The sequence below is a fragment of the Chitinophaga dinghuensis genome, from assembly GCF_003259435.1.
Taxonomy (GTDB): domain Bacteria; phylum Bacteroidota; class Bacteroidia; order Chitinophagales; family Chitinophagaceae; genus Chitinophaga; species Chitinophaga dinghuensis.
Genome location: NZ_QLMA01000003.1, coordinates 473,381 through 493,976, shown reverse-complemented (window position 1 = coordinate 493,976; position 20,596 = coordinate 473,381). Strand labels below are relative to the sequence as shown.

Below are 20,596 nucleotides of genomic sequence, written 5' to 3'. Positions count from 1 at the left end.
GCATCAGGAATCAGATGGACACTCACCAGTCGTGGTAACAAAATAGTCAATGCTACGAGTACCATCCGTAAAGTTGTAATGATATGTGGCTTCACAATAGGTTTGACCGTTCATGATATACTGACGATAATTCGTAAATATTTTAGTCCCTGTCTGACAAATACCATTTACTAACTTTTGTCCTTCCTGATTACATGGTGGAGGGCATGTGGTAGCATCATAAGGGCCTTTAATCCAAGTTTTCTTACCATAGTTGCTACTGTAAATACCTTTATCAATCATCTCTACCAATGTATAACCAGTATTCCCTGTTACAGGAACCAACTCACATGTTTTTTGTCCGGTTGGAATCCAGGTACTAATAGGAGGAGTATAATTAGTCAGTAATCCGATTGTCATCCATGCTTTTGAATTATAGGTAGGACTGGATGGATCCGTGTCCAGATACTCACCTTGTTTCAACCCATTGCCTTGCGTATATTGTGACAACTGCCAGGTACCTTTCTTAGATATCGCGTTCCCATCCTGATAACTGTAATCATACTGTTTAAGGATATTCTTATCCAGGTCTCTTACAACAGATAATCTGCCAAAAGCATCATACTCAAAGAAGCTATAAGTATTGTTGGGAGCAGATGTAGCGGTTATTCCTACCAGTGGAATGTGCGTAAATGTTGTCATTTGTGCATCTACAGGATACAACCGTAATTCATCTATCAATACATTCCCTGAGACCGTAATAGAAGCAGGCGTACTAATGATGTGTTCATATCTTGTCCATCCATTGCTGGTGTTCTTCGATATACCTGGGCTTCCGTTTACGTTCGCGCTACCATTTTTTGACCAATAGGATACCACATAATTTCTGGAAGTATTCAATACATTACGGACAATATTTCCCTGACTTAAATTATAGGATTTCAATCCCGCAAAACCTCCATTAACCGCAGCTGCGGAATACTGCCAGCCGCCGCCATCAGTAGTTTCAAAGCTGGTAAATGCGATTTCGTTATCAGCCGCATTTTTAACATTGGCAGCCACTTCTTTTTTGTCATAATTCCATATATAAGACACCGCACCACCATTTACATATCTTAGTGTAGTGGCATTTCCTACGTTATCATAGCTATCAAACTGTACACGCGGCTCCAATGGATTATTACCATTTCTCTGTGAAATTAAAGCTGGAAAAACTTTTTCCGGAGCTCCAAAGGATTGATAATCGGTCCGGTTTATCTGAATGGTATTATTATTCAGTTTTGTTTCTATCTCTAATGGCGCAGCCACCACATTCAATGCAGTTAATCCATCTATACCAGCGGATGCGGATGCTGAAAGTCCACCGATCAAATTCTTATCTAATGGATACTTCCTGATTTCCGTTATTACTTCATTAGGTTTACTTCCCGAAGTAGTAAGGATAGTTGGATACAGGTGATTATTTCCACCATACGTGAAGGTTTTTGTAGTAACCTGAGTACCGTTCGAGTATTCAGTTTCTTCTGTTTTCAACAGCGCCTTTGTACCGATTGTCATACGGAGATCCTGGTAATCGAAGTAACTTAACAATGGTAAGGAGGCACCATAAATGACCAGTTGCTGCAGATATGCTTCCAGAGTAATGTTGGAACCAAAGGTCGTCAACATTGGTTCACTTATTACACCAATCGCGAATGATTCCAACCCAAAATTGCCATAAGTATTACTGGTTTGATGCAGCAGTGTATATTGAGTACTATCATTTCTATACACTTTTTTACTTAAAAGCTGTCCTCTCATCCAACTTCTGTCAGAGCTGAGATTCCAGTTTTTGGACATATCGCTTCCATAAAGAGAATCCGGCGCATAATCATATACGTATTCCGTCTTTCCCTTATTACTACCTGGGAAGCCCTCGTATTCGGTTACCTTATTATAGAGAGCAGTGGAGCCGTTGTAGTAACCAAAAGAAGACACCGGACTACATACCACATTAAAATCAGAACGGAAAAAATCATAATTCAAGACTGGCGATAGCTGAATACGTTTTAACGTAGGCTGTCTGTAATAAAAGTTATCCGGAACAACTCTGGCCATAGCAATTCCTGAATCATACGTATATGTTTTGATTTTGGATTTGCCTGTGACAGGGTCCGAATTTAAGATGGCGAAAATCCGGAGCCCTCCCAGAAGATCCTTATCATTTCCGGTATAGTTTACACAGTTATTGGTATAGGAGAACTCAGTAAAACCGCCGGTAGGATAGGTAATCTTTTTTAAGATTCCAACCTGGGAGAGACTAGGATTAACACTCCTGTTACCGGCATAATTCTGATAATAGTTGGTGATATAACTCAGTGATGAGCCATTCATATTGATGATGAAAGTATTTATTGCATCATTGTAATCGAGCGGTAAGGTAGTTGTGGATGCGTTACCATTATAATATCCCCAATAGTCTGTACAAGCAGTCTTAAACCCGGTAAAGGGACCAGATTGCTGTGTATACCTGGGAAGGTCAAAGGTATTATCATATGCCAAAGCATAAGTATTCACCGTATTCAGTGTCGCATCCTTAAAGCTAAGCCCATCAAGTCTAAGCCGTTTATCCGGACCAGGGAAATACGACTGATTAAAACTAACGGTACGCAGAATACCGTTGGCGTTATAAATTTTCAGCGATGAGATTCTTTCATGTCCTAAATCCTGGCGGTCGTTTAGATATTCCAATCCTATGCTTCCTCCGGAAAAGATAATACTGTCAAGCAGCTTACGTTTAAAATACATATCCACTATACTTTGACGCACACTTGGCGTAATACTCGGTGGGCCCTCTAATGGTGGATCTACGTGTATATTAAAAGTGTAGCTACAAGCAATATCATGTTGCTCTACCGCATTTCTGTAATGGAAAACGATAGAGTCAGTATGATCATAAGTTACCATCTTTGTCAGGTACCAACAGGTAATTGGTTCCAGGCCTGCCTGGTCTGCTGTCCTTGTTGTTTCTGTTTCATTAAAAGTGTAGATAGTTCCGTTATCATCTGTAACGGTGAACGTATTGAGGTCGATCTTTTTAATTTTCAGTTTACGGTCCGTAGGCGTATAATGTATCTTTCCTTTGGTATCATACATAAATTGGCCGGCCACAGACGGTAAGTTGAAATTATAAAGGTCCGCCTGTGTATCCAGGTTACCTGTATTCGACCATTTATTGAGGTAATAAAAATTATCATCGCTGGTGCTGTAAGTAGCATATTGCAGAGAACTCCGGGTTCTATAGGCATTAGCCGTAGTATCGGGGTATCCACCAGGAAGCTCATCAGGCCGGCCTACTACCGTTCTTGAAATCATACCTCCACTATTCAACACCCATCCTAATCCAACAATAGAAGGAATCTCATCTGGTTTGAATCCGGAGGCGTGATAAGAAATCGTCAGTGGTAAAGAAAGTTTACGGGATTTAATTTCATACAATGGAATACTGATATCCGGGATACCAGTGGAATAACTCACGGGGATATCGCCATATTTGGCAAAGGCGGCTACATCTGGTGAAGGGGGAATAAAATTTTTGATGGTTGCATACTTCATATCCTGCGCCATACTATTTATAGCAAAACATAGGAACAGTACAAAAAATGCGAACACACTTTTTCCTGTCATAGGTAGGACTCTTTTCATCGCAATTAGATTTTTTCTTATCTGGTTTCAGGGATAATCTCAACAGGAGTATGCTTACAGTACTATGGCACACGACAGTTGCTTATCTGTAAATCTGTTTAACAGGGATAATGAATTAATTCAGATCATGGTCAATTCAATGCCAACAAACAATGACAATATAGACAATTTATTGGAACAGTGGGTATCAGAAAGTGGGTATTTACTACAAGGTAAGTTGTAAAAAAAGGAAAGATATGTGCAATAAAAAACGCCTTCTCTACTGGGTAGAGAAGGCGTTTAGTGGAGCTGACGGGAATCGAACCCGTGTCCAAACATATTCGTCGAAAGGCTTCTACATGTTTATTTACGCATTGGTATGTCGGAACTCAGCAGGGGCGCAACTAACCAACCTCGTTCTTATCCGTTGTAGCTTCAGTACTCACTCACAGAAACCATGAGTACCTATCCCTATGGGTTTGATGATTCAGCGGCGGGAGTCGCATAAGGCGACAACTCCAGGCGGCTATAATGGGTGTCTAATCTCTGATTAGGCAGCCATGGCGTAGTTAGATTCGCCATTTAAAGTTTGAATATTCAGATTAACGTGCTAATTATCCAACGCACGACATGCTTACACTTTCAAAGACCTATGCTGTCAAAACCAGGCAGCCCCCGGATTATTCCACAAATATACAACTTTTCCGCAAAGTAAAAAAGCATACAGCTGTGATAGCTGTATGCTTTTTTCAAAAATTTATGCAAAAGTGGCTATTTGCCGAAAATTCCTCTCCAAATATCCAGTCCGTTCGCAAAGAGCAAGAGCCCCAGTACGATGACCATTCCCACAATTTGTGCATATTCCAGGAATTTCTCACTTGGCTTACGGCCTGTTACTATTTCGTACAGGAGGAAGAGCACATGGCCACCATCCAATGCCGGAATAGGCAAGATATTCATAAATGCCAGGATGAGCGACAAAAACGCTGTCAGTTGCCAGAAATCCAGCCAGTTCCACTGATCCGGGAACAGTTTGGCAATGCTGGCGAAACCGCCTACAGATTCTGTCATTTTCACTTCCTTGGATACAAACAGCAGTCGCAGTTGCAGCACATAGGAATTCAGTTTATCCACACCCATTCTTACGCCTGCCGGGAAAGATTCCAGGAAGGAATAGTGAATGGTCACTGTTTTAAATGGTAACAGTACCAGTTTACCAGTGGTATCCAAAACAGGATGCACGGTCATGGTATCTTTTCCGCGGAGGATCTGCAGATCGATGGTCTGTGACTTATACTTCTTCATTTCCGTCAGGAAAGACTTGGTATCCGGTGTAGACACCCCGTTTACAGCGAGCATGCGGTCGTCTGTTTGCAGACCAGCTTTTGCGCCCGGGAATCCTTCCACTACTTTTCCGATTACATAAGGCACGGTATCTGGCATATTAGGGTCCAGGAAGCTTCCGCCACCTTTCATGATCCCCATTACACGACGAATAAAACCTTCCGGAACGGCCACATCTACCTGCTGACCATTTCTATCCACCTGGATAGTTTTGGCGCCATGCAGGATCATATAAACCGGAATCTTATCAAATTCCTTTACTTCTTTATGATCCAGGCTAAGGATTTTATCGCCGTCCTGCAGCCCGATGCTTTTACCGAGAGAATCTACTTTTACGCCATAAGGCAGGTCTTTGGTAGGAATATAGGTATATCCTTTAGACCATAGAATCATGGAATAGATGAAGAAAGCCAGGAGGATGTTCACCGTAACGCCACCGATCATGATGATCAGTCGCTGCCAGGCTGGTTTGGCTCGAAACTCCCACGATTGCGGGGGTTTGGCCATTTGTTCCTTGTCCATGCTTTCATCGATCATACCGGATATTTTCACGTATCCGCCCAACGGAAGCCAGCCAATACCGTATTCCGTTTCTCCTTTCTTGATTTTAAACAGGGAAAACCAGGGGTCGAAGAACAGGTAGAATTTTTCTACACGGGTTTTAAACAACTTGGCAGGGATAAAGTGGCCCAGCTCATGCAGAACCACCAGTATAGAGAGCGACAGAATAAGCTGTCCGCCTTTCACTAATATTAACTCTAATGTCATTTAGTATATGCTGCTTTTATTCCGCCTGTAAAATATCAGATTTAACAGATAAAAAGGCAAAATGTGTTGTTAATTTTTGACTGCTATTAAATTACAATGGAATTGATTAAGGAAGACGCGTGCTCTCTGGCTGCAGTGTCACATTCGTAGTAATCGTTCAGTGAAGGCGTTTCTACAAACGGGATTTTTGCCATTGTTTCCTCGATTACTTCCGTCATCTGAAGGAATCCGATACGGTTTTTCAGGAAGGCATTCACCACTTCTTCATTGGCAGCATTCATCACACAGGCCGCATTTCCGCCTTTGTACATGGCCTCAATAGCGATTGCCAGGTTGCGGAAAGTTTTCGTGTCTGGCTGTTCAAAAGTCAGCGAGGAATAGTTTCTGAAGGAGAAACGAGGAAAATCATTTTGTAGCCTGTCAGGGAAGCCAAGTGCATACTGGATAGGAAGTTTCATATCCGGCAGGCCCATCTGGGCTTTCAGGGAACCGTCCACAAACTGCACCATAGAATGGATAATGGACTGTGGATGGATCACTACTTCAATATCTTCTGGTTTCAGACCAAATAACCATTTAGCTTCGATCATTTCCAGTCCTTTATTCATCAGGGTGGCGGAATCGATGGTGATTTTAGCGCCCATACTCCAGTTTGGATGTTGGAGCGCATGGTCTTTTTTCACGTTGATGAGGAAGTTCGGCTTTTTACCGAGGAAAGGACCGCCTGAAGCGGTAAGGATTACTTTCTCCAGTTTGGACAGTGGTTCTCCCAGCAAACACTGGAAGATGGCCGAGTGCTCGGAATCTACCGGTATAATCGGCACATTTCTCCTGGCAGCAGCCGCCATTACGATATCGCCGGCACAAACAAGGGTTTCCTTGTTGGCCAGGGCAATGGCAGTACCTTGTTCGATGGCCGCCATGGTAGGAGCCAGACCAGCAAAGCCCATAATGGCTGCCAGCATCATATCAATAGAATTCCAGGCAGCTACTTCCACCATGGATTTAGCGCCGGCAAATACTTTAATGCCTTTATCAAATAAAACGTCCTTAACCTGCTTGTATTTTTCTTCATTCCCAATGACAACCGCATTAGGTTTGAATTTCAGCGCCTGTTCAATCAACAGGTCTGCGTTATTTTGTGCGGTCAGTACCTCCACACAAAATCTGTCGGGATGCGCCGCTATCACATCCAGTGCCTGAATACCAATCGATCCGGTGGAGCCGAAGATGGCAATTTTTCGTTTATTCATTACGGTGATTTACATTTTATCGGTTAACAATACATGAACGATCAGCTGTAAAAATGGTTTACAGCAGTTATATAAGTTCCTCCCGGAATACTATCATTGTAAATACTGCGTCAGCTCGTCTGCCAGTTTCCTGTCGTTACTCAGACGAGGCACTTTGTTTTGTCCGCCCAGTTTTCCAATCGCTTTCATATAGTCGATAAAGCCCTGTTTCCGTACAGGTCTTATTTTCAGGGGTTGCAATATATTGCCAGTCAATAAGTCGTTATAATATATATTCTTCTGGCGCATGTTTTCATCCACTTTTTTGGCGAAAGCTTCCAGATTTGCCGGCATATTCTCAAATTCCACAAACCATTCGTGGTAAGGTAATTCCCCGGTTGTTTGAATCATCGGCGCTACAGTAAACTCAGTGATGTGGACATTTTCTTCTTGTGCCGCTTTCATCAGACTATACTCTACTTCCTCTCCGATAACATGTTCTCCGAATGCAGAGATAAAATGTTTAATACGACCAGTTACCAGGATTTTATAAGGATTGGTAGATATAAATTTAATGGTATCTCCGATATTATATCCCCAGAGGCCGGCATTATTATTAATAATCAGGGCGTAATTTACGCCAACCTGTACATCTTTGAGTGACAGTCTGGTTGGATTTTCGTTAAATATTTCCTGTGCCGGAACAAATTCATAGAAAATACCGGAATTGGTATTCAGGAGTAATCCTTCTTGTTCCTGGGAATCCTGGAAGGCGAAAAATCCTTCTGAAGCCGGGAAAGTCTCGATGGTATGAATAGGCGCGCCGATGGAAGCCATCAGCTTGGCGCGGTAAGGCTCAAAATTCACCCCGCCATATACCATTACATCAAAGTTTTTAAATATTTCTTTTATTCGTTTCCCGTTGGTACGCTCCATTAGTCGGTCGAAATACATCTGTACCCAAGGTGGAATACCACTGATCAGGGTCATATCCTGGTTAATGGTTTCCTCTACGATTTTGTCCAGTTTGGTTTCCCAGTCATCGATACAGTTTGTTTCGTAGGATGGGAGCTGGTTGGTACGGAGATATTTTGGAATATGATGATTAACGATACCGCTGAGCCTTCCGGTGGGGATACCTCCTACTCTTTCCAGTTCAGGGGAACCGGAGAGGAAGATCATTTTACCATCAGCAAAGGCTGTATTGCCGGTTTCTCCCATATAGTTGAGCAGCGCATTGCGAGCGGTATCTATATGATTAGAGATAGAGTCCTTTGTGATGGGAATATATTTTACGCCGCTGGTAGTGCCGGATGTTTTGGCCAGATAAATGGGCTGGCCTTTCCAAAGAACGTTTTGTTTACCCTGCTTAATTCGTTCTATATAAGGTTTATATTGCTCATAGTCGCGAACGGGGATGGCCTGCCTGAACTCCTCGTGGGTATTGACTGCATCCATTTTATGTTCTGCGCCGAATTCCGTTTTCCTTCCTGTTTTTATCAGCTCCTCCAGGATGCGATCCTGGTCTTCTACCGCCCTCAGCATTTCCTTCTTGATCTTGTTATGCACAATGGAAGCAAATGGTTTGGCCAGCAGTGATTTAAACTTCATGCCTCTTTATTTTATTATTGAGAGAATGGACATCCACTATATTATGGTGTAAACGACAAATGTATATAAAAATGCGATGCCTTTCACCGTAAAAATGATGATTTAAAATATGGTAAGAAATTGTTAAAAAAATCTAAATTTCAGGAAAGTACGTATCTTTGAAAAGATTAAGTTTTATCTGGTTGAATACATTAATTTACACATGTGAATTAAAAAAAGCCGGAAAACTTTGTCAATTAGAAAAACAAATGGTACTTTTGCGGAAATTATATTTTGGATAATTATGTTTGCAGTTGTAAAAATCGCAGGTCAGCAATTTAAAGTACAAAAAGACCAGGAAATATTTGTACAGCAGTTACAGGGAAATATCGGAGATAAAGTGGAGTTTTCTGAAGTGCTGTTAACAGATAACGCTGGTAAGCTGGCTGTAGGTACTGATGTAAAATCAGTAGTAAAAGCAGAAATCTTAGGACATGTTCAGGGTGATAAAGTTATCGCTTTCAAAATGAAGAGAAGAAAAGGCTTCAGAAAGAAAGTTGGTCACCGTACCCACTTCACTAAGATCAAAATCAATGAAATCGCTTAATTTGTACATTAAGCGCAACTTATTTTTTAGACAAGTTTTTTAAAGTAATTATACAATGGCACATAAAAAAGGTGAAGGTAGTGTAAAGAACGGCCGTGACTCCCAAAGCAAAAGGCTGGGCGTTAAAATTTTCGGTGGTCAACCTGCTATTTCTGGTAACATCATTGTTCGCCAGAGAGGTACTGTTTACCATCCAGGTCAAAATGTAGGCATTGGTAAAGATTTTACCATTTTCGCAGTAACTGACGGTGTTGTGGAATTCAGAAAAGGTCGCGAAAACAAAACCTACGTTTCTGTTAAAGCATTTGACACCACTGCTCAGGCTGAAGCCTAATCAGTGTTTGCCATAAAGTTTTTTTATACCCAATTATTTTTTACTAACCCAAATTCAAAAAACAATGGCAACAATTAAAAAAGCGGCTGCTAAAAAAGCTGCGCCTAAAAAAGCTGCTGCTAAGAAAGCTGCTCCTAAAAAGAAAGCTGCTGCTAAGAAAGCTGCTCCTAAAAAAGCTGCTGCTAAGAAAGCTGCTCCTAAAAAGAAAGCTGCTGCTAAGAAAGCCGCTCCTAAAAAGAAAGCTGCTGCTAAGAAAGTCGCTCCTAAAAAAGCTGCTGCTAAGAAAGCTGCTCCTAAAAAGAAAGCTGCTGCTAAGAAAGCTGCTCCTAAAAAGAAAGCTGCTGCTAAAAAAGCCGCTCCTAAAAAGAAAGCTGCTGTTAAAAAAGCTGCGCCTAAGAAGAAAGCTGCTGCTAAGAAAGCCGCTCCTGCTAGCGCTCCAGCTCAAGCAAATCCAGCTAACTAAGATCGGATTTACAAAATGTAGTTATAAGGGTCCTGAAATTCAGGACCTTTTCTTTTGCCCCTTAGCGAAGGAGATTCTCGCAAAGACGCAAAGAGGCAAAGGCCGCAAAAGATTAGATTTTGTTGCCTGCATCGTTATGCTAATTATCTTTCCTTTGCGCCCTTTGCGAAGGAGGCTCGCAAAAACGCAAAGAGGCAAAGGCCGCAAAAGATTAGATTTTGTTGCCTGACTTAGTTACGCTAACTATCTTTCCTTTGCGCCCTTTGCGTCACTTTTCTTTGCGCCCTTTGCGAGACCAGCCCCCGTTTCCAATTCATACACCCTCCCTTTGCGCCCTTTGCATCACATTTTCTTTGAGCCCTTCGCGAGACCAAACCACCACGTGAAAAAATCCCTTAATTTTATCAAATGGACAACTACGCAATTGCCGATAACTTCGCCCTGCTCTCCAAACTAATGGATATTCACGGCGAAAACAGCTTCAAAGCAAAATCCTTTGCCTCCGCTGCATTTACCATAGAAAAACTCCCGGGCCAATTAAAAGATACTCCCCATAACGATATATTTAAAATCAAAGGAATCGGAGAATCTACCGGAAAAGCTATCATAGAAATGCTGGAAAACCAGCGCTTTGCCTTACTCGATCATTACCTGGAAGTCACACCTCCCGGTATCCTCGAAATCATGAAAATAAAAGGCCTCGGCCCTAAGAAAATTGCTACCATCTGGAAAGAACTGGAAGTAGAATCCATGGGCGAACTCCTCTATGCTTGTAACGAAAACAGACTACTCCTCCTCAAAGGCTTCGGCCAGAAAACACAGGATAACGTCCGCCAGAATATTGAATTCTATCTCTCCAATAAACACCGTTTCCTCTACGCTGAAGTAGCCGCCACCGGCGTCCAGCTAGAGAAACAACTGCAGGAACTGTTCCAGCCAGCTCCCGTTAGTATCACCGGCGCCTTCAGAAGAAACGCTATCATCATCGACGAAATAGAACTGCTGGTAGCCGCTCCTGTACAAACCATCCAGGAACAACTTTCTCTCCTGCCAGGATTTCACCTGGAAGCCGTGAACGATACCAATATCATCTGGTCTACCGAAGAGAAAATAAAAATTATTACCCATGCATGCAGTGAGGCCGACTTCCCCGCACAACTCTTCCTCACTACAGGATCTGCTGCCTTTATTGATAAATTCAACGCTGCCGGCGGCCATTCAGCCATCGCTGGCGCCACCAGCGAAGCGGATATCTTCAGCAGAGCCGATATGGACTTTATCCCGCCATGCCTACGGGAAGGTATATACGAAGTGGAGCAAGCACGCTCCCGAACATTGCCACAACTGATTCAATCGTCCGATATCAAAGGTATTATCCACTCCCACAGCCAATGGAGCGACGGCCTTTATACCCTGGAAGAAATGGCGGTAGCCGCTCAGAAACAAGGCTTTGAATACCTGGTAATCAGCGACCACTCCCGCTCTGCCTTCTATGCAAACGGTCTGGATGCTGCCCGCGTTCTGGCACAACAATCACAAGTAGATGAACTGAATAAACAACTGGCGCCATTCCGCATCTTCAAAAGTATCGAAGCAGATATCCTCAACGATGGTAACCTCGATTACCCAGATGAGATCCTCGCTACATTCGATCTGGTAATTGCATCTGTGCACTCTACGCTGAAAATGACCGAGGAAAAAGCAATGGCACGCCTGCTCAAAGCCATCGAAAATCCTTACACAACGATATTGGGACATATGACCGGCCGACTCCTACTAAGTCGAAATGGCTATCCCGTAGATCATAAAAAAATCATTGACGCCTGCGCCGCTAATAACGTGGTGATAGAACTCAATGCCCACCCTCGCAGATTGGATATGGACTGGTCCTGGATTCATTATGCCCTGGAAAAAAATGTACTCATTTCCATAGATCCAGATGCCCATAGCATTGAAGGTTACCAAGATGTATTTTACGGTACCCTCGCTGCACAGAAAGGCGGCCTGACAAAGGCAAACAATCTGAGTAGCTTCACTGTTGATCAGCTGGATGCCTTCCTGAAAGAAAGGAAAAAACAAAAAAATCTGATCTCATGATACTCTTGGCCCTGGCAGTAGCACCCGGACTGGCAATCTCTATGCTGATTTATGCGCTCGACAAATACGACCGCGAACCACTAGGGCTCTTGCTGAAATGCTTCTTCCTGGGCATGGCGTCCATTATACTTCCATTGGTAGTACAATCCGGCGCCCTGATGCTGGGCTTTAGCGAAAGCGGTGATACCATTTTCAACACCGCTTTCTTCGCCTATGCCATCGTAGGATTCTCAGAAGAACTGGCAAAATTCCTGGTCCTCTACCTGTACGCCTATCCGAAAAAAGCATTCAATGAACCGTTCGACGGAATCGTATATGCGGTAATGATAGGTATGGGATTCGCTACCCTGGAAAATATCGCATATGTGGCCAAATATGGCATGGGCACCGGCGTGGCCCGTATGTTCCTCTCGGTGCCTGCGCATGGCGCTTTTGCCGTGCTAATGGGGTATTATGTAGGACTGGCGAAATTCTTGCCTCAGCAAAAAGATGAACTGCTTCGAAAAGGATTACTGGTAGCCATATTTTTTCACGGGACATACGATTTCTTCCTCTTCACCGGAAATAATCTGTTCTTCTTTGGCGCGGCATTAGTAACTTTATTTTTCGCCATCAGGAATGCCATCAGAGCTATTAAAAAAGATCGTGCATTATCAGAGAAACTGCACGAGAATAACTACTTTAATGAAGATGATAATCGCGGCCAAAGCTGACGATATCCTATAAATTAACCGCTCAACGATAATCAAACAGTAATGAAAATAATCTATGTATACGATGCACTCTGTGGCTGGTGTTATGGCTTCACACCTGTAATGCAACAGCTCCAGCAACAACATCCCGACTGGGAATTTGAAGTGCTTTCCGGCGGTATGATCCTGGGCGATAACAAACGACCATGGTCCTCCATGCAGGCCTATATTCTGCAGGCACATAAGAATGTAGAAGAAATGACAGGTGTGAAGTTTGGAGACGCGTTTCTGTATGAACTACTGCCTTCCTCTCAAAAAATGGATTCAGAGAAACCAGCGATCGCACTTACCGTATTCAAACAGTACTTGCCAGCAAAGGCATTGGACTTCGCACATGATATGCAGGTAGCCTTAAATTTCGACGGACACAATCTGATCGATGATGATACTTACCGACCACTGATTGCCCGCTATGAACTGCCAGTAGAAGAGTTCCTCCAGAAAATGCAGGAAGAACAAACCCGTTACGAAACACAACAGGAATTTCAACTGGTTCAAAACTGGGGTATCACCGGATTTCCGGCAGCTATCCTGGACACAGGCGACCAACTATATCTCTGCGCCAGAGGATTTGCGCCACTTGAAAAAGTACAGCAGACCATCGACAATATCCTCGCAGAAAGTCAAAATAAACAATAAGAGATGTATCAGATACAATTAGCAACGACCAAAGATATCCCTGTTATCCAGGCACTGGCAGCTAAAATATGGACAGTTACCTATTCCTCTATTCTTAGTCCAGAGCAGATGGAATTTATGATGGACATGATGTACAGCGATCAATCGCTTGAACAACAAATGACAGAGAAGGAACATCAGTTTATTATTATGACAGATGAAGAGGCCCCCATTGCCTATGCTGCCTATAGTAAAACCGATGATGCAGCCATTTATAAACTGCATAAAATCTATCTGGACCCCGCCTATCAGGGCAAGGGCGCCGGAAAATTTCTGCTGAATACCGTTGCTGATCAGGTGGCGGCTAAAGGCGCAACCATTTTGGAATTGGACGTGAACCGCTTCAATAAAGCGTTGCATTTCTACGAAAGAATGGGTTTTTCCGTTATAAAGGAGAAAAATACAGACATCGGCAACGGCTATTTGATGGAAGATTATGTAATGCAAAAGCCGCTGAAATAAACAGGATCAAAAGAGTTGTAAAAAAATAAAGCCCGGTAAGGAGATACCAGGCTTATTCCCAAGTTAACCATTAAAAGACACAACTCTTTAAAGAATTGAATAATTTCCATAGTCCCACGAATGGGTAGCATTACTAGTTCGTTTGTTTTTAAATTTCTTCAGGCTTCAGCTATTGCAAATTGAACGTTGTGTAACCAAAAAATCTACAACGCTCAATTTGCAGCTCTTCTACACCGAAGTGGTTTAAAAAACGCATTACTGAATCTGTACGGTCGTGGCAGAGAAACCTTTGTCGTCTAATTTCATCTGCCCTTGAACCAGTACAAGGAGACTCCACGATGTACAAGAAAAAAACATGTGCCTCCATAAAGAATGAGCATTGCTCATCCGAATTTCTGACAATCTTTTACAAGAACTGGTTAGTATATGTAGGATACGGTAAAAAACTTCTTTAATGCCTTCTCAATCATATACGCCCCTATATTCCCTTTGGATTTTTTATTAGCCAAAAAACATATAATTTTTTATAAACAATTCATATATAATTGATTACCAGCTATATAAATAATATTTGCTCATATTCATCTATTATTCAATTGTTAATACTATCATATTGATAAAAAAAATTCCCGCATAGAAGAAACTATGCGGGAACGTAGGTGCTTGAGTGCGTATATCGGTTAAATAATCAAGCCGTTTTTATTTCGATGTCAATACAGCGCCATTTTCGTCTGTATCATCATCGTGGATAGTTGCTACAGCTTTATTCAGTTTCATATCAGGCGCCACTTTCAGCATTCCTGCATTTGTAGCTGCTGTAACATCACGCAATTTCAGTACTATCAGTGCATCTGGTTCCTTGATACGATCGTTTACCAAAGCCACCTGGATATCAGTTTCGCTGAACGCACAGTCGCCAGTGATTTTCACCATATCGCCGTTCATGATGATATACTTCTTACCATAAGCAGCAGTGGAAGCGCTATCTACACCAAAGAAGATATTGATATCGCTACCTGTGCAGTTAGTTTGTACTGACTGATCAGCAGCTTTAACCAGGATACATTTGAACATGCTCACCGGCGCTGTAGCAGATTCGTTGGCATCTGTCAGTTTTACCAGCGTGATATATGCTGCCTGATCCTGGATGTATTGTGTAGCGGAGATGCTGGTTACATCGCCATTATAGCCTACCACTGCTTCGTTTTCTGCTTTGATTTCGCTCAGTACAAGCACTACTGTTTCTGCCAGTTCAAAACGATTATCGTCTTTCACTTTTACATTCAGGTTAGCTGTGCTGGAACCACTGTCAATCACAAAAGGCGCTTTAATACTGTTCACAAAATCGGAACCTGGTACAGCTGTGCCATTACCGAATTTGTAAGTCATACGTACTGGCTTAGAAGTAGCATTGATCAGCGGAGTACCGTCTCTCTTAAATAAACCAGCGGAGAAAACCACATCAGTTGCAGGTTCTGCACCATTGCTACCGCCAATGAATTTCACAATCGCAGGTTGATCCAGGATCGTTACTTCTCCTTTGTTTTTAGTCAGGTGAAGATCAGATGCATCCATGATTTCTACGTGGAAAGTTTCTTTCCCTTCCAGCAGATTATCGCTTTTTACAGGGATCTGAATGGTTTTGGTGATCTGTGCGCCTGCTGCAAACTCAGATGGTACGAAAGAAATAGTTCCTTCAGTAGCATCGAAATCGCCCACACCAGCGCCACCTTTATGCGCTACGGTTTTGTAATGCACGTTAACGGGCATACGAACGCCATTGCTACGCAGGAAGCCGGAGAGAGAGATGGTCAGCGATGCGTTGGACAGACCATTCAGCGGTTCTGTTACCACAATATCGTTGATAGATACGCCGTGACTTACTTTGATGATACGGTTACCGTCTTCGTCGCCACCGCCAGCTGCAATGATTTCGCCGGAAGGGCTCATCAGCAGGGCAGAGAGAGAAGTTTTTGCATCGTACTTACCCAGTTGTTTGTCGAACATTTGTTCGCCATCGGGATTGAATTTCATCAGGCGATAGCCTTCTTTGGTAACTACCATGATTTCATCATCTTCTGTCAGTAACAGATGAGAGAAGGAAGTACCTGCATTTTTGTTGATCACTTCTGTACCGTCAGGCAGCAGTTTAACGATTTTACCAGTGTTGGTGCCAGAGTTACCGCCGGCAGCTACTACTTTACCGTTTTTACCTACTTCCAGTGCATACAGGGCAGCATCGGTTTCTTTATTGAACAGCTCCGTTCCATCCGGACGAAGTTTCACGATACGGCCTTTTTCTTTTTCTTCCGCGCAGGCAAAGATCTGACCCAGATCGTTTACGCGGATCTCGTTGAATTTACCATCTACAGTGCTGTATTCTTTATCGAATACTACCTGTCCTTCCGTATTCACTTTCGCGATACGGCTGGCGTTGCCGGTACCATAAGCGCCGCCACCCATTGCGAGTACTGCGCCATCTTCCAGCAACAACATTTTTTCAAATACGGCCCCTGGTTTACCGAAAGTAAGTTCGAATAATTTCTCTCCCTTACCGTCTACTTTCACCATAAAGGCTTTACCCTGGCCATCTCCAACGTCGCCACCAACGGCAATGATATTCTCATCTTCGTCGATCAGTACGTTGTTGAATACGTTATGCGCACCGAAGGCTTTATCGAATTCAATTCTGCCATCGGGAGCCATTTTCGTGATACGGGCCTGTGCAGGTTTGCTACCATCCACGCCTACAGTGATATAGTTACCATGACGGTCGGTAATCACTTTGGTGAAGAAGCCACCCTGGCCGTTGCCGATGCTTTTATCAAAGATAACTTCACCGGTGGAAGCCAGCTTGGTGATACGTGCATTACCATAGGCAATCGTACCTCCACCCACGGCTACCAGCTCATTTTTAGGCAGCATCAGCATGTCCTGGTATGCTACCAGACCTCCTTTATTCAGCTTGGCATTGTAAATAAGGTTTCCGGCAGATGATAACTTGGTAATACATCCATTATCAGTTCCTCCACCGATAGCAACAATAGAATTATTGTCGGCAATAGCCAGTTTCTTATACTGGTTCTTGGCGCCACTGAAACTCTTGTTGAACACTACTGGCATCTCCTGAGCCATGGCTTGTGTACCTACAGCCAGGAAAAGCATTAATGAAGCAATCTTGTTCATTTCTGTAATTTTGATATACGCTAAAAATTATTACTACAATATTTTCACCTCACATCTACGGTTCACTCCCTGCTGGCGGATAAATTCTACCCGGTCGTTATCCAGCGATTACCGGCCAGCCACCCATACCGGTTTGCTGGAGCCAAAGTAGTTGATACGGATCTTATCCGCCTCTTCTCCTTTGCTTTTCAGACCTTCCTGGATATATACTGCCCTTTTAGACAAGGTCAGGTTGCATTTTGTTCATTTCTGTAATTTTGATATCCGCTAAACATTATTACTACAATATTTTCACCTCACATCTACGGTTCACTCCCTGCTGGCGGATAAATTCCACCCGGTCGTTATCCAGCGATTGCTGACCAGCCACCCATACCGGTTTGCTGGAGCCATAGTAGTTGATACGGATCTTATCCGCCTCTACTCCTTTGCTTTTCAGACATTCCTGGATATACACTGCCCTGCTTTTAGACAAGGTCAGGTTGTATTTTTCGGTGCCGATGATGTCTGTATGTCCGCTGATCACGATCATATGCTTCGGATATTTTTTCCAGCGACGAAAAATCGTATCCAGCTTTCCCCATTCCTGATCCAGCGGTATACTGGAGTTCAGGTCGAAATAGATCACTCCGGGCATACGCAGCAGCATGTTGGCGGCGCGTGTAATGCTGTCCATACGGGCATCCAGGCCATGATTGTTCTGTTGCCAGGCGGAGGCATTATCGTTTACGGCTACCGTTTTTTTTTCCTGCACCGTATTTCCGTTATCTTTTGTAGCGGCGTTGGCGTTAGGTTGCCAGGCAATAGTTGCCGGCTGACTATTCACCGTTTTCTCGGACTGCATATTTTCGGAGGCACGGGCCTTTTGCTGCAGCTGAGCGGCAGCAGCGGCTTGCGGACTTCCGGCCTGGTATTCCCAGGAGATTATTTCAGGAGTGCTGTTGGCGGCTGAATTGGCATAGTCTACTGTTACACGCTGGTCTTTTACTTCCGCGCGTGACTGTCCCTTTTGAACAGGTTCATTGATAATCGCCTTAACAGAAGAATCTTTTGAGATGAGATTGTCATAACGCGCGTCTCCGGTATAGGTGTGCTGACGGCGTTCATCCGTCTGAATCACGGTAAGGGACTGTTTAACATCTTCGGCAGGTGCATCGGGATTGGATATACCTACCTGTTTCAAAGGATTGTTTTGCAGGCTCAATACATAGATATGGTCATTATCGTGTACTCCCGAACGATCAGAAGTAAAATACAGCAACCACTTATTTTCATCCAGCACTGGATTCAGGTCGTCGAACTGGGTATTTACCGGGAAAGGTAAATGTTCAACGCCTTCTTCCGGCTTCTTCGTATTGATGACATAAATATCAAGGCCGCCATACCCTTCCAGGCCATTGGAAGAAAAGAATAATTTCTCTCCCGCGATGTAAGGATACAGCTCATTTCCATTGGTATTTACCTTTGGGCCCATATTCACCGGCGCTTTCCACCGTTTTTCTGTGGCATCCCAGTCGGCATAGTAGATATCTGTTCCACCAAAACCACCTGGCATATCGGATGCAAAGTACAAACGTTTCCCGTCAGGAGCAACTGAAGGATGCAAAATTGAGTAAGAAGCGCTGTTTTTTCCGATTTCCACCCTTACCGGACGAGTCCATGTATTGTGCTCTGGTTGGAAGGTGGAAGCCAGTAACTGGGTATTGTTACTGTAATTGATGTAGGAATTTTTCTCATTCCGGACATCGGAAAACTGATTGGAGGTAAAAATTACCTTCTGACCGCCATCATAAAAAGAGGCTGGTCCCAGTTGCAGAATACCTTTGAGCGAAGTATTGAAAGGCTGAACTCCATTTTCGGAGATCATATACATTTTCGAATTCGTGTACAGCGATTGGGCATCCTTCTTTTTAACATCATTACAGAGGAACACTACATTATCCTTGAACAGGGCCAGTCCGTACTGATATCCCGGCAGGTTGAGCTGCAGGCTGTCTATCTTCATGGTAGCAGCTGTCTTCCTGTCGAAGAAGGAATAATAATTATTCAGGGAACGCTGAATATTGGCAAAGCGGGTATTATCTGCGTAGGTTTTAGAGAAGTTGTCTGCAATTTGCTTTGCTTTCTCTACTCTACCGGTACGTTTGAGAAGATCTGTGTAATTGGTGACATCCGTTTCCTGGATATCTTTTTCAGGTTTATACAATACTTCATCATATAAACTGATGGTTTTTTCGAACTGCCGGGTTTCATAATACACCCTTGCCAGTTGCAATTTAGCTTTTCGGGTGGCCTCCGGACTGCTGCCATTGTTAATAACGCTGTTGCATAGGGAGATGGCATGCTCATAGTCCTGACGCTTAAATAAGCGCTCGGCGCGGTTTACCTTGGACATATCTCCAAAGCTGCCGGAATTTTTCACGACAGAACATGATGCGAGAATCAATACAGTACCCTGTATTAATATAAGGGATCTAAAGGGCTTCGTTGGCATACATTCATGTTTTTTCGATTAGAAATAGCGAGGCGCTACCACTTTCCACTTGCTCCACGCAAACCGGTAGTTCACCATTATTTCATGTGATACCGTCTGCGCTCCCTTAAGATTGGATTGCATAGGGGTATCATAGGAATATCCGATCTGTAAATTCTTGGTAGCCTGTAATTGCACCAGCCCCGTCAGCGTTTGTTCCGATCTCCAGGAAGCTCCCAGCCAGACCAGGTTTTTCAGCAATACGTTGGCATTGATATCATACTGAATACCAGAACCCTTTACAGCGCGAATCAAAAGGTTAGGTTTAACTTTTATAGCGTCATTAATGGTAAAAAGGTAAGCCGTCTGCAAATAATAATGCGGTTTGGACTCCACCTTGTTTAACTTACTTCCCAGGTCGAAACTCTGAAAAGTAGGCGAAGATAATCCAATAAAGAAGTTATCCGTAAACAACATCAGTCCAAATCCTACATCCGACTTCCAATAGCTCTGGTTTTCCGCAAAAACGGGATCATAGGTTCCCAATGAGGCATTATCTTCCCGATATTGCGACATCCCTCCTTTCAAACCGAGCGCTATATACATTTTTTCGTTCAGCTTTACACGTTGAGATATGTTGAAATTTACCTGCGTCTGGGAATTAACCGTAATTTTCTCATTCATCAACGATACGCCAAAACTGGTATTACTCGCTTTGATAGGGGTATAAAAGGAGGCCGATAAAGTTTTCGGAGCCCCTTCCACTCCTACCCATTGATTACGCCCTACAGCGGTCAGACTGGACGATTCATCCATTGAAGGATAGGCAGGGTTGATGACCATACCGTTAAACATATACTGAGAGTAAATCGGTTGCTGCTGGGCCTCCGCATAGAGACCGAAACATAGAAGCATGCCCAGCAGATATCCTGATCTTACCAAAAAGTTTCGCATAGATTTCAACTTTT

General features: G+C 43.3%; 14 protein-coding genes and 1 other RNA gene. 7 read left to right on the top strand and 8 right to left on the bottom strand.

What is annotated here, in order from left to right; all coding sequences use genetic code 11:
- Positions 1 to 3: 3 nt before the first annotated feature.
- From CLV59_RS11055 to CLV59_RS11035, 5 genes are all read right to left on the bottom strand, one after another.
- The gene (locus tag CLV59_RS11055) at positions 4 to 3,663 is read right to left on the bottom strand and encodes a hypothetical protein (RefSeq protein ID WP_146616164.1); all 3,660 of its coding nucleotides are present in this window, start codon (positions 3,661 to 3,663) and stop codon (positions 4 to 6) included.
- A 280-nt stretch (positions 3,664 to 3,943) separates the two neighbouring features.
- Positions 3,944 to 4,318, bottom strand: a transfer-messenger RNA (tmRNA) gene (ssrA, locus tag CLV59_RS11050).
- A gap of 95 nt (positions 4,319 to 4,413) precedes the next feature.
- On the bottom strand, positions 4,414 to 5,754 hold the full coding sequence (gene rseP / locus CLV59_RS11045; protein ID WP_111592087.1) for an RIP metalloprotease RseP: 1,341 nt from the start codon (positions 5,752 to 5,754) through the stop codon (positions 4,414 to 4,416).
- A gap of 86 nt (positions 5,755 to 5,840) precedes the next feature.
- Entirely contained in the window at positions 5,841 to 7,007 is a 1,167-nt protein-coding gene (locus tag CLV59_RS11040; RefSeq protein WP_211323804.1) for a 1-deoxy-D-xylulose-5-phosphate reductoisomerase, read from the bottom strand.
- A 93-nt stretch (positions 7,008 to 7,100) separates the two neighbouring features.
- Positions 7,101 to 8,597 (bottom strand): GH3 auxin-responsive promoter family protein, encoded by a 1,497-nt coding sequence (locus CLV59_RS11035; RefSeq protein WP_111592085.1) that lies wholly within the window; start codon positions 8,595 to 8,597, stop codon positions 7,101 to 7,103.
- A 283-nt stretch (positions 8,598 to 8,880) separates the two neighbouring features.
- Here CLV59_RS11035 and rplU point away from each other — a divergent pair, with 283 nt between their 5' ends.
- From rplU to CLV59_RS11000, 7 genes are all read left to right on the top strand, one after another.
- Entirely contained in the window at positions 8,881 to 9,183 is a 303-nt protein-coding gene (gene rplU / locus CLV59_RS11030; RefSeq protein WP_111592084.1) for a 50S ribosomal protein L21, read from the top strand.
- 55 nt (positions 9,184 to 9,238) lie between these two features.
- On the top strand, positions 9,239 to 9,517 hold the full coding sequence (gene rpmA, locus CLV59_RS11025; RefSeq protein WP_111592083.1) for a 50S ribosomal protein L27: 279 nt from the start codon (positions 9,239 to 9,241) through the stop codon (positions 9,515 to 9,517).
- A 64-nt stretch (positions 9,518 to 9,581) separates the two neighbouring features.
- Entirely contained in the window at positions 9,582 to 9,980 is a 399-nt protein-coding gene (locus CLV59_RS11020) for a histone (protein ID WP_111592082.1), read from the top strand.
- Between the two features lie 408 nt (positions 9,981 to 10,388).
- Positions 10,389 to 12,077 carry a DNA polymerase/3'-5' exonuclease PolX gene (locus CLV59_RS11015; RefSeq protein WP_111592081.1) on the top strand — a complete coding sequence of 563 codons (1,689 nt, stop codon included), beginning with the start codon at positions 10,389 to 10,391 and terminating at the stop codon, positions 12,075 to 12,077.
- Positions 12,074 to 12,790 carry a PrsW family intramembrane metalloprotease gene (locus CLV59_RS11010; RefSeq protein WP_111592080.1) on the top strand — a complete coding sequence of 239 codons (717 nt, stop codon included), beginning with the start codon at positions 12,074 to 12,076 and terminating at the stop codon, positions 12,788 to 12,790. Before CLV59_RS11015 ends, CLV59_RS11010 begins: the two co-directional genes overlap by 4 nt.
- Before the next feature lie 42 nt (positions 12,791 to 12,832).
- Complete coding sequence (locus tag CLV59_RS11005; protein WP_111592079.1) at positions 12,833 to 13,468, top strand: DsbA family protein; 636 nt, start codon at positions 12,833 to 12,835, stop codon at positions 13,466 to 13,468.
- Between the two features lie 3 nt (positions 13,469 to 13,471).
- On the top strand, positions 13,472 to 13,969 hold the full coding sequence (locus CLV59_RS11000; RefSeq protein WP_111592078.1) for a GNAT family N-acetyltransferase: 498 nt from the start codon (positions 13,472 to 13,474) through the stop codon (positions 13,967 to 13,969).
- A gap of 699 nt (positions 13,970 to 14,668) precedes the next feature.
- Here CLV59_RS11000 and CLV59_RS10995 read toward each other — a convergent pair.
- The 3 genes from CLV59_RS10995 to CLV59_RS10985 all read right to left on the bottom strand — a co-directional run bounded on the left by CLV59_RS10995 (position 14,669) and on the right by CLV59_RS10985 (position 20,582).
- Positions 14,669 to 17,155, bottom strand: coding sequence for a Calx-beta domain-containing protein (locus CLV59_RS10995; RefSeq protein WP_111592077.1), 2,487 nt, complete (start codon positions 17,153 to 17,155; stop codon positions 14,669 to 14,671).
- 280 nt (positions 17,156 to 17,435) lie between these two features.
- Positions 17,436 to 19,577, bottom strand: coding sequence for an OmpA family protein (locus CLV59_RS10990; RefSeq protein ID WP_211323802.1), 2,142 nt, complete (start codon positions 19,575 to 19,577; stop codon positions 17,436 to 17,438).
- A gap of 90 nt (positions 19,578 to 19,667) precedes the next feature.
- A complete protein-coding gene (locus tag CLV59_RS10985; protein WP_111592075.1) occupies positions 19,668 to 20,582 on the bottom strand; it encodes a PorP/SprF family type IX secretion system membrane protein in 915 nt (304 codons plus the stop codon).
- Between the last annotated feature and the right edge of the window lie 14 nt (positions 20,583 to 20,596).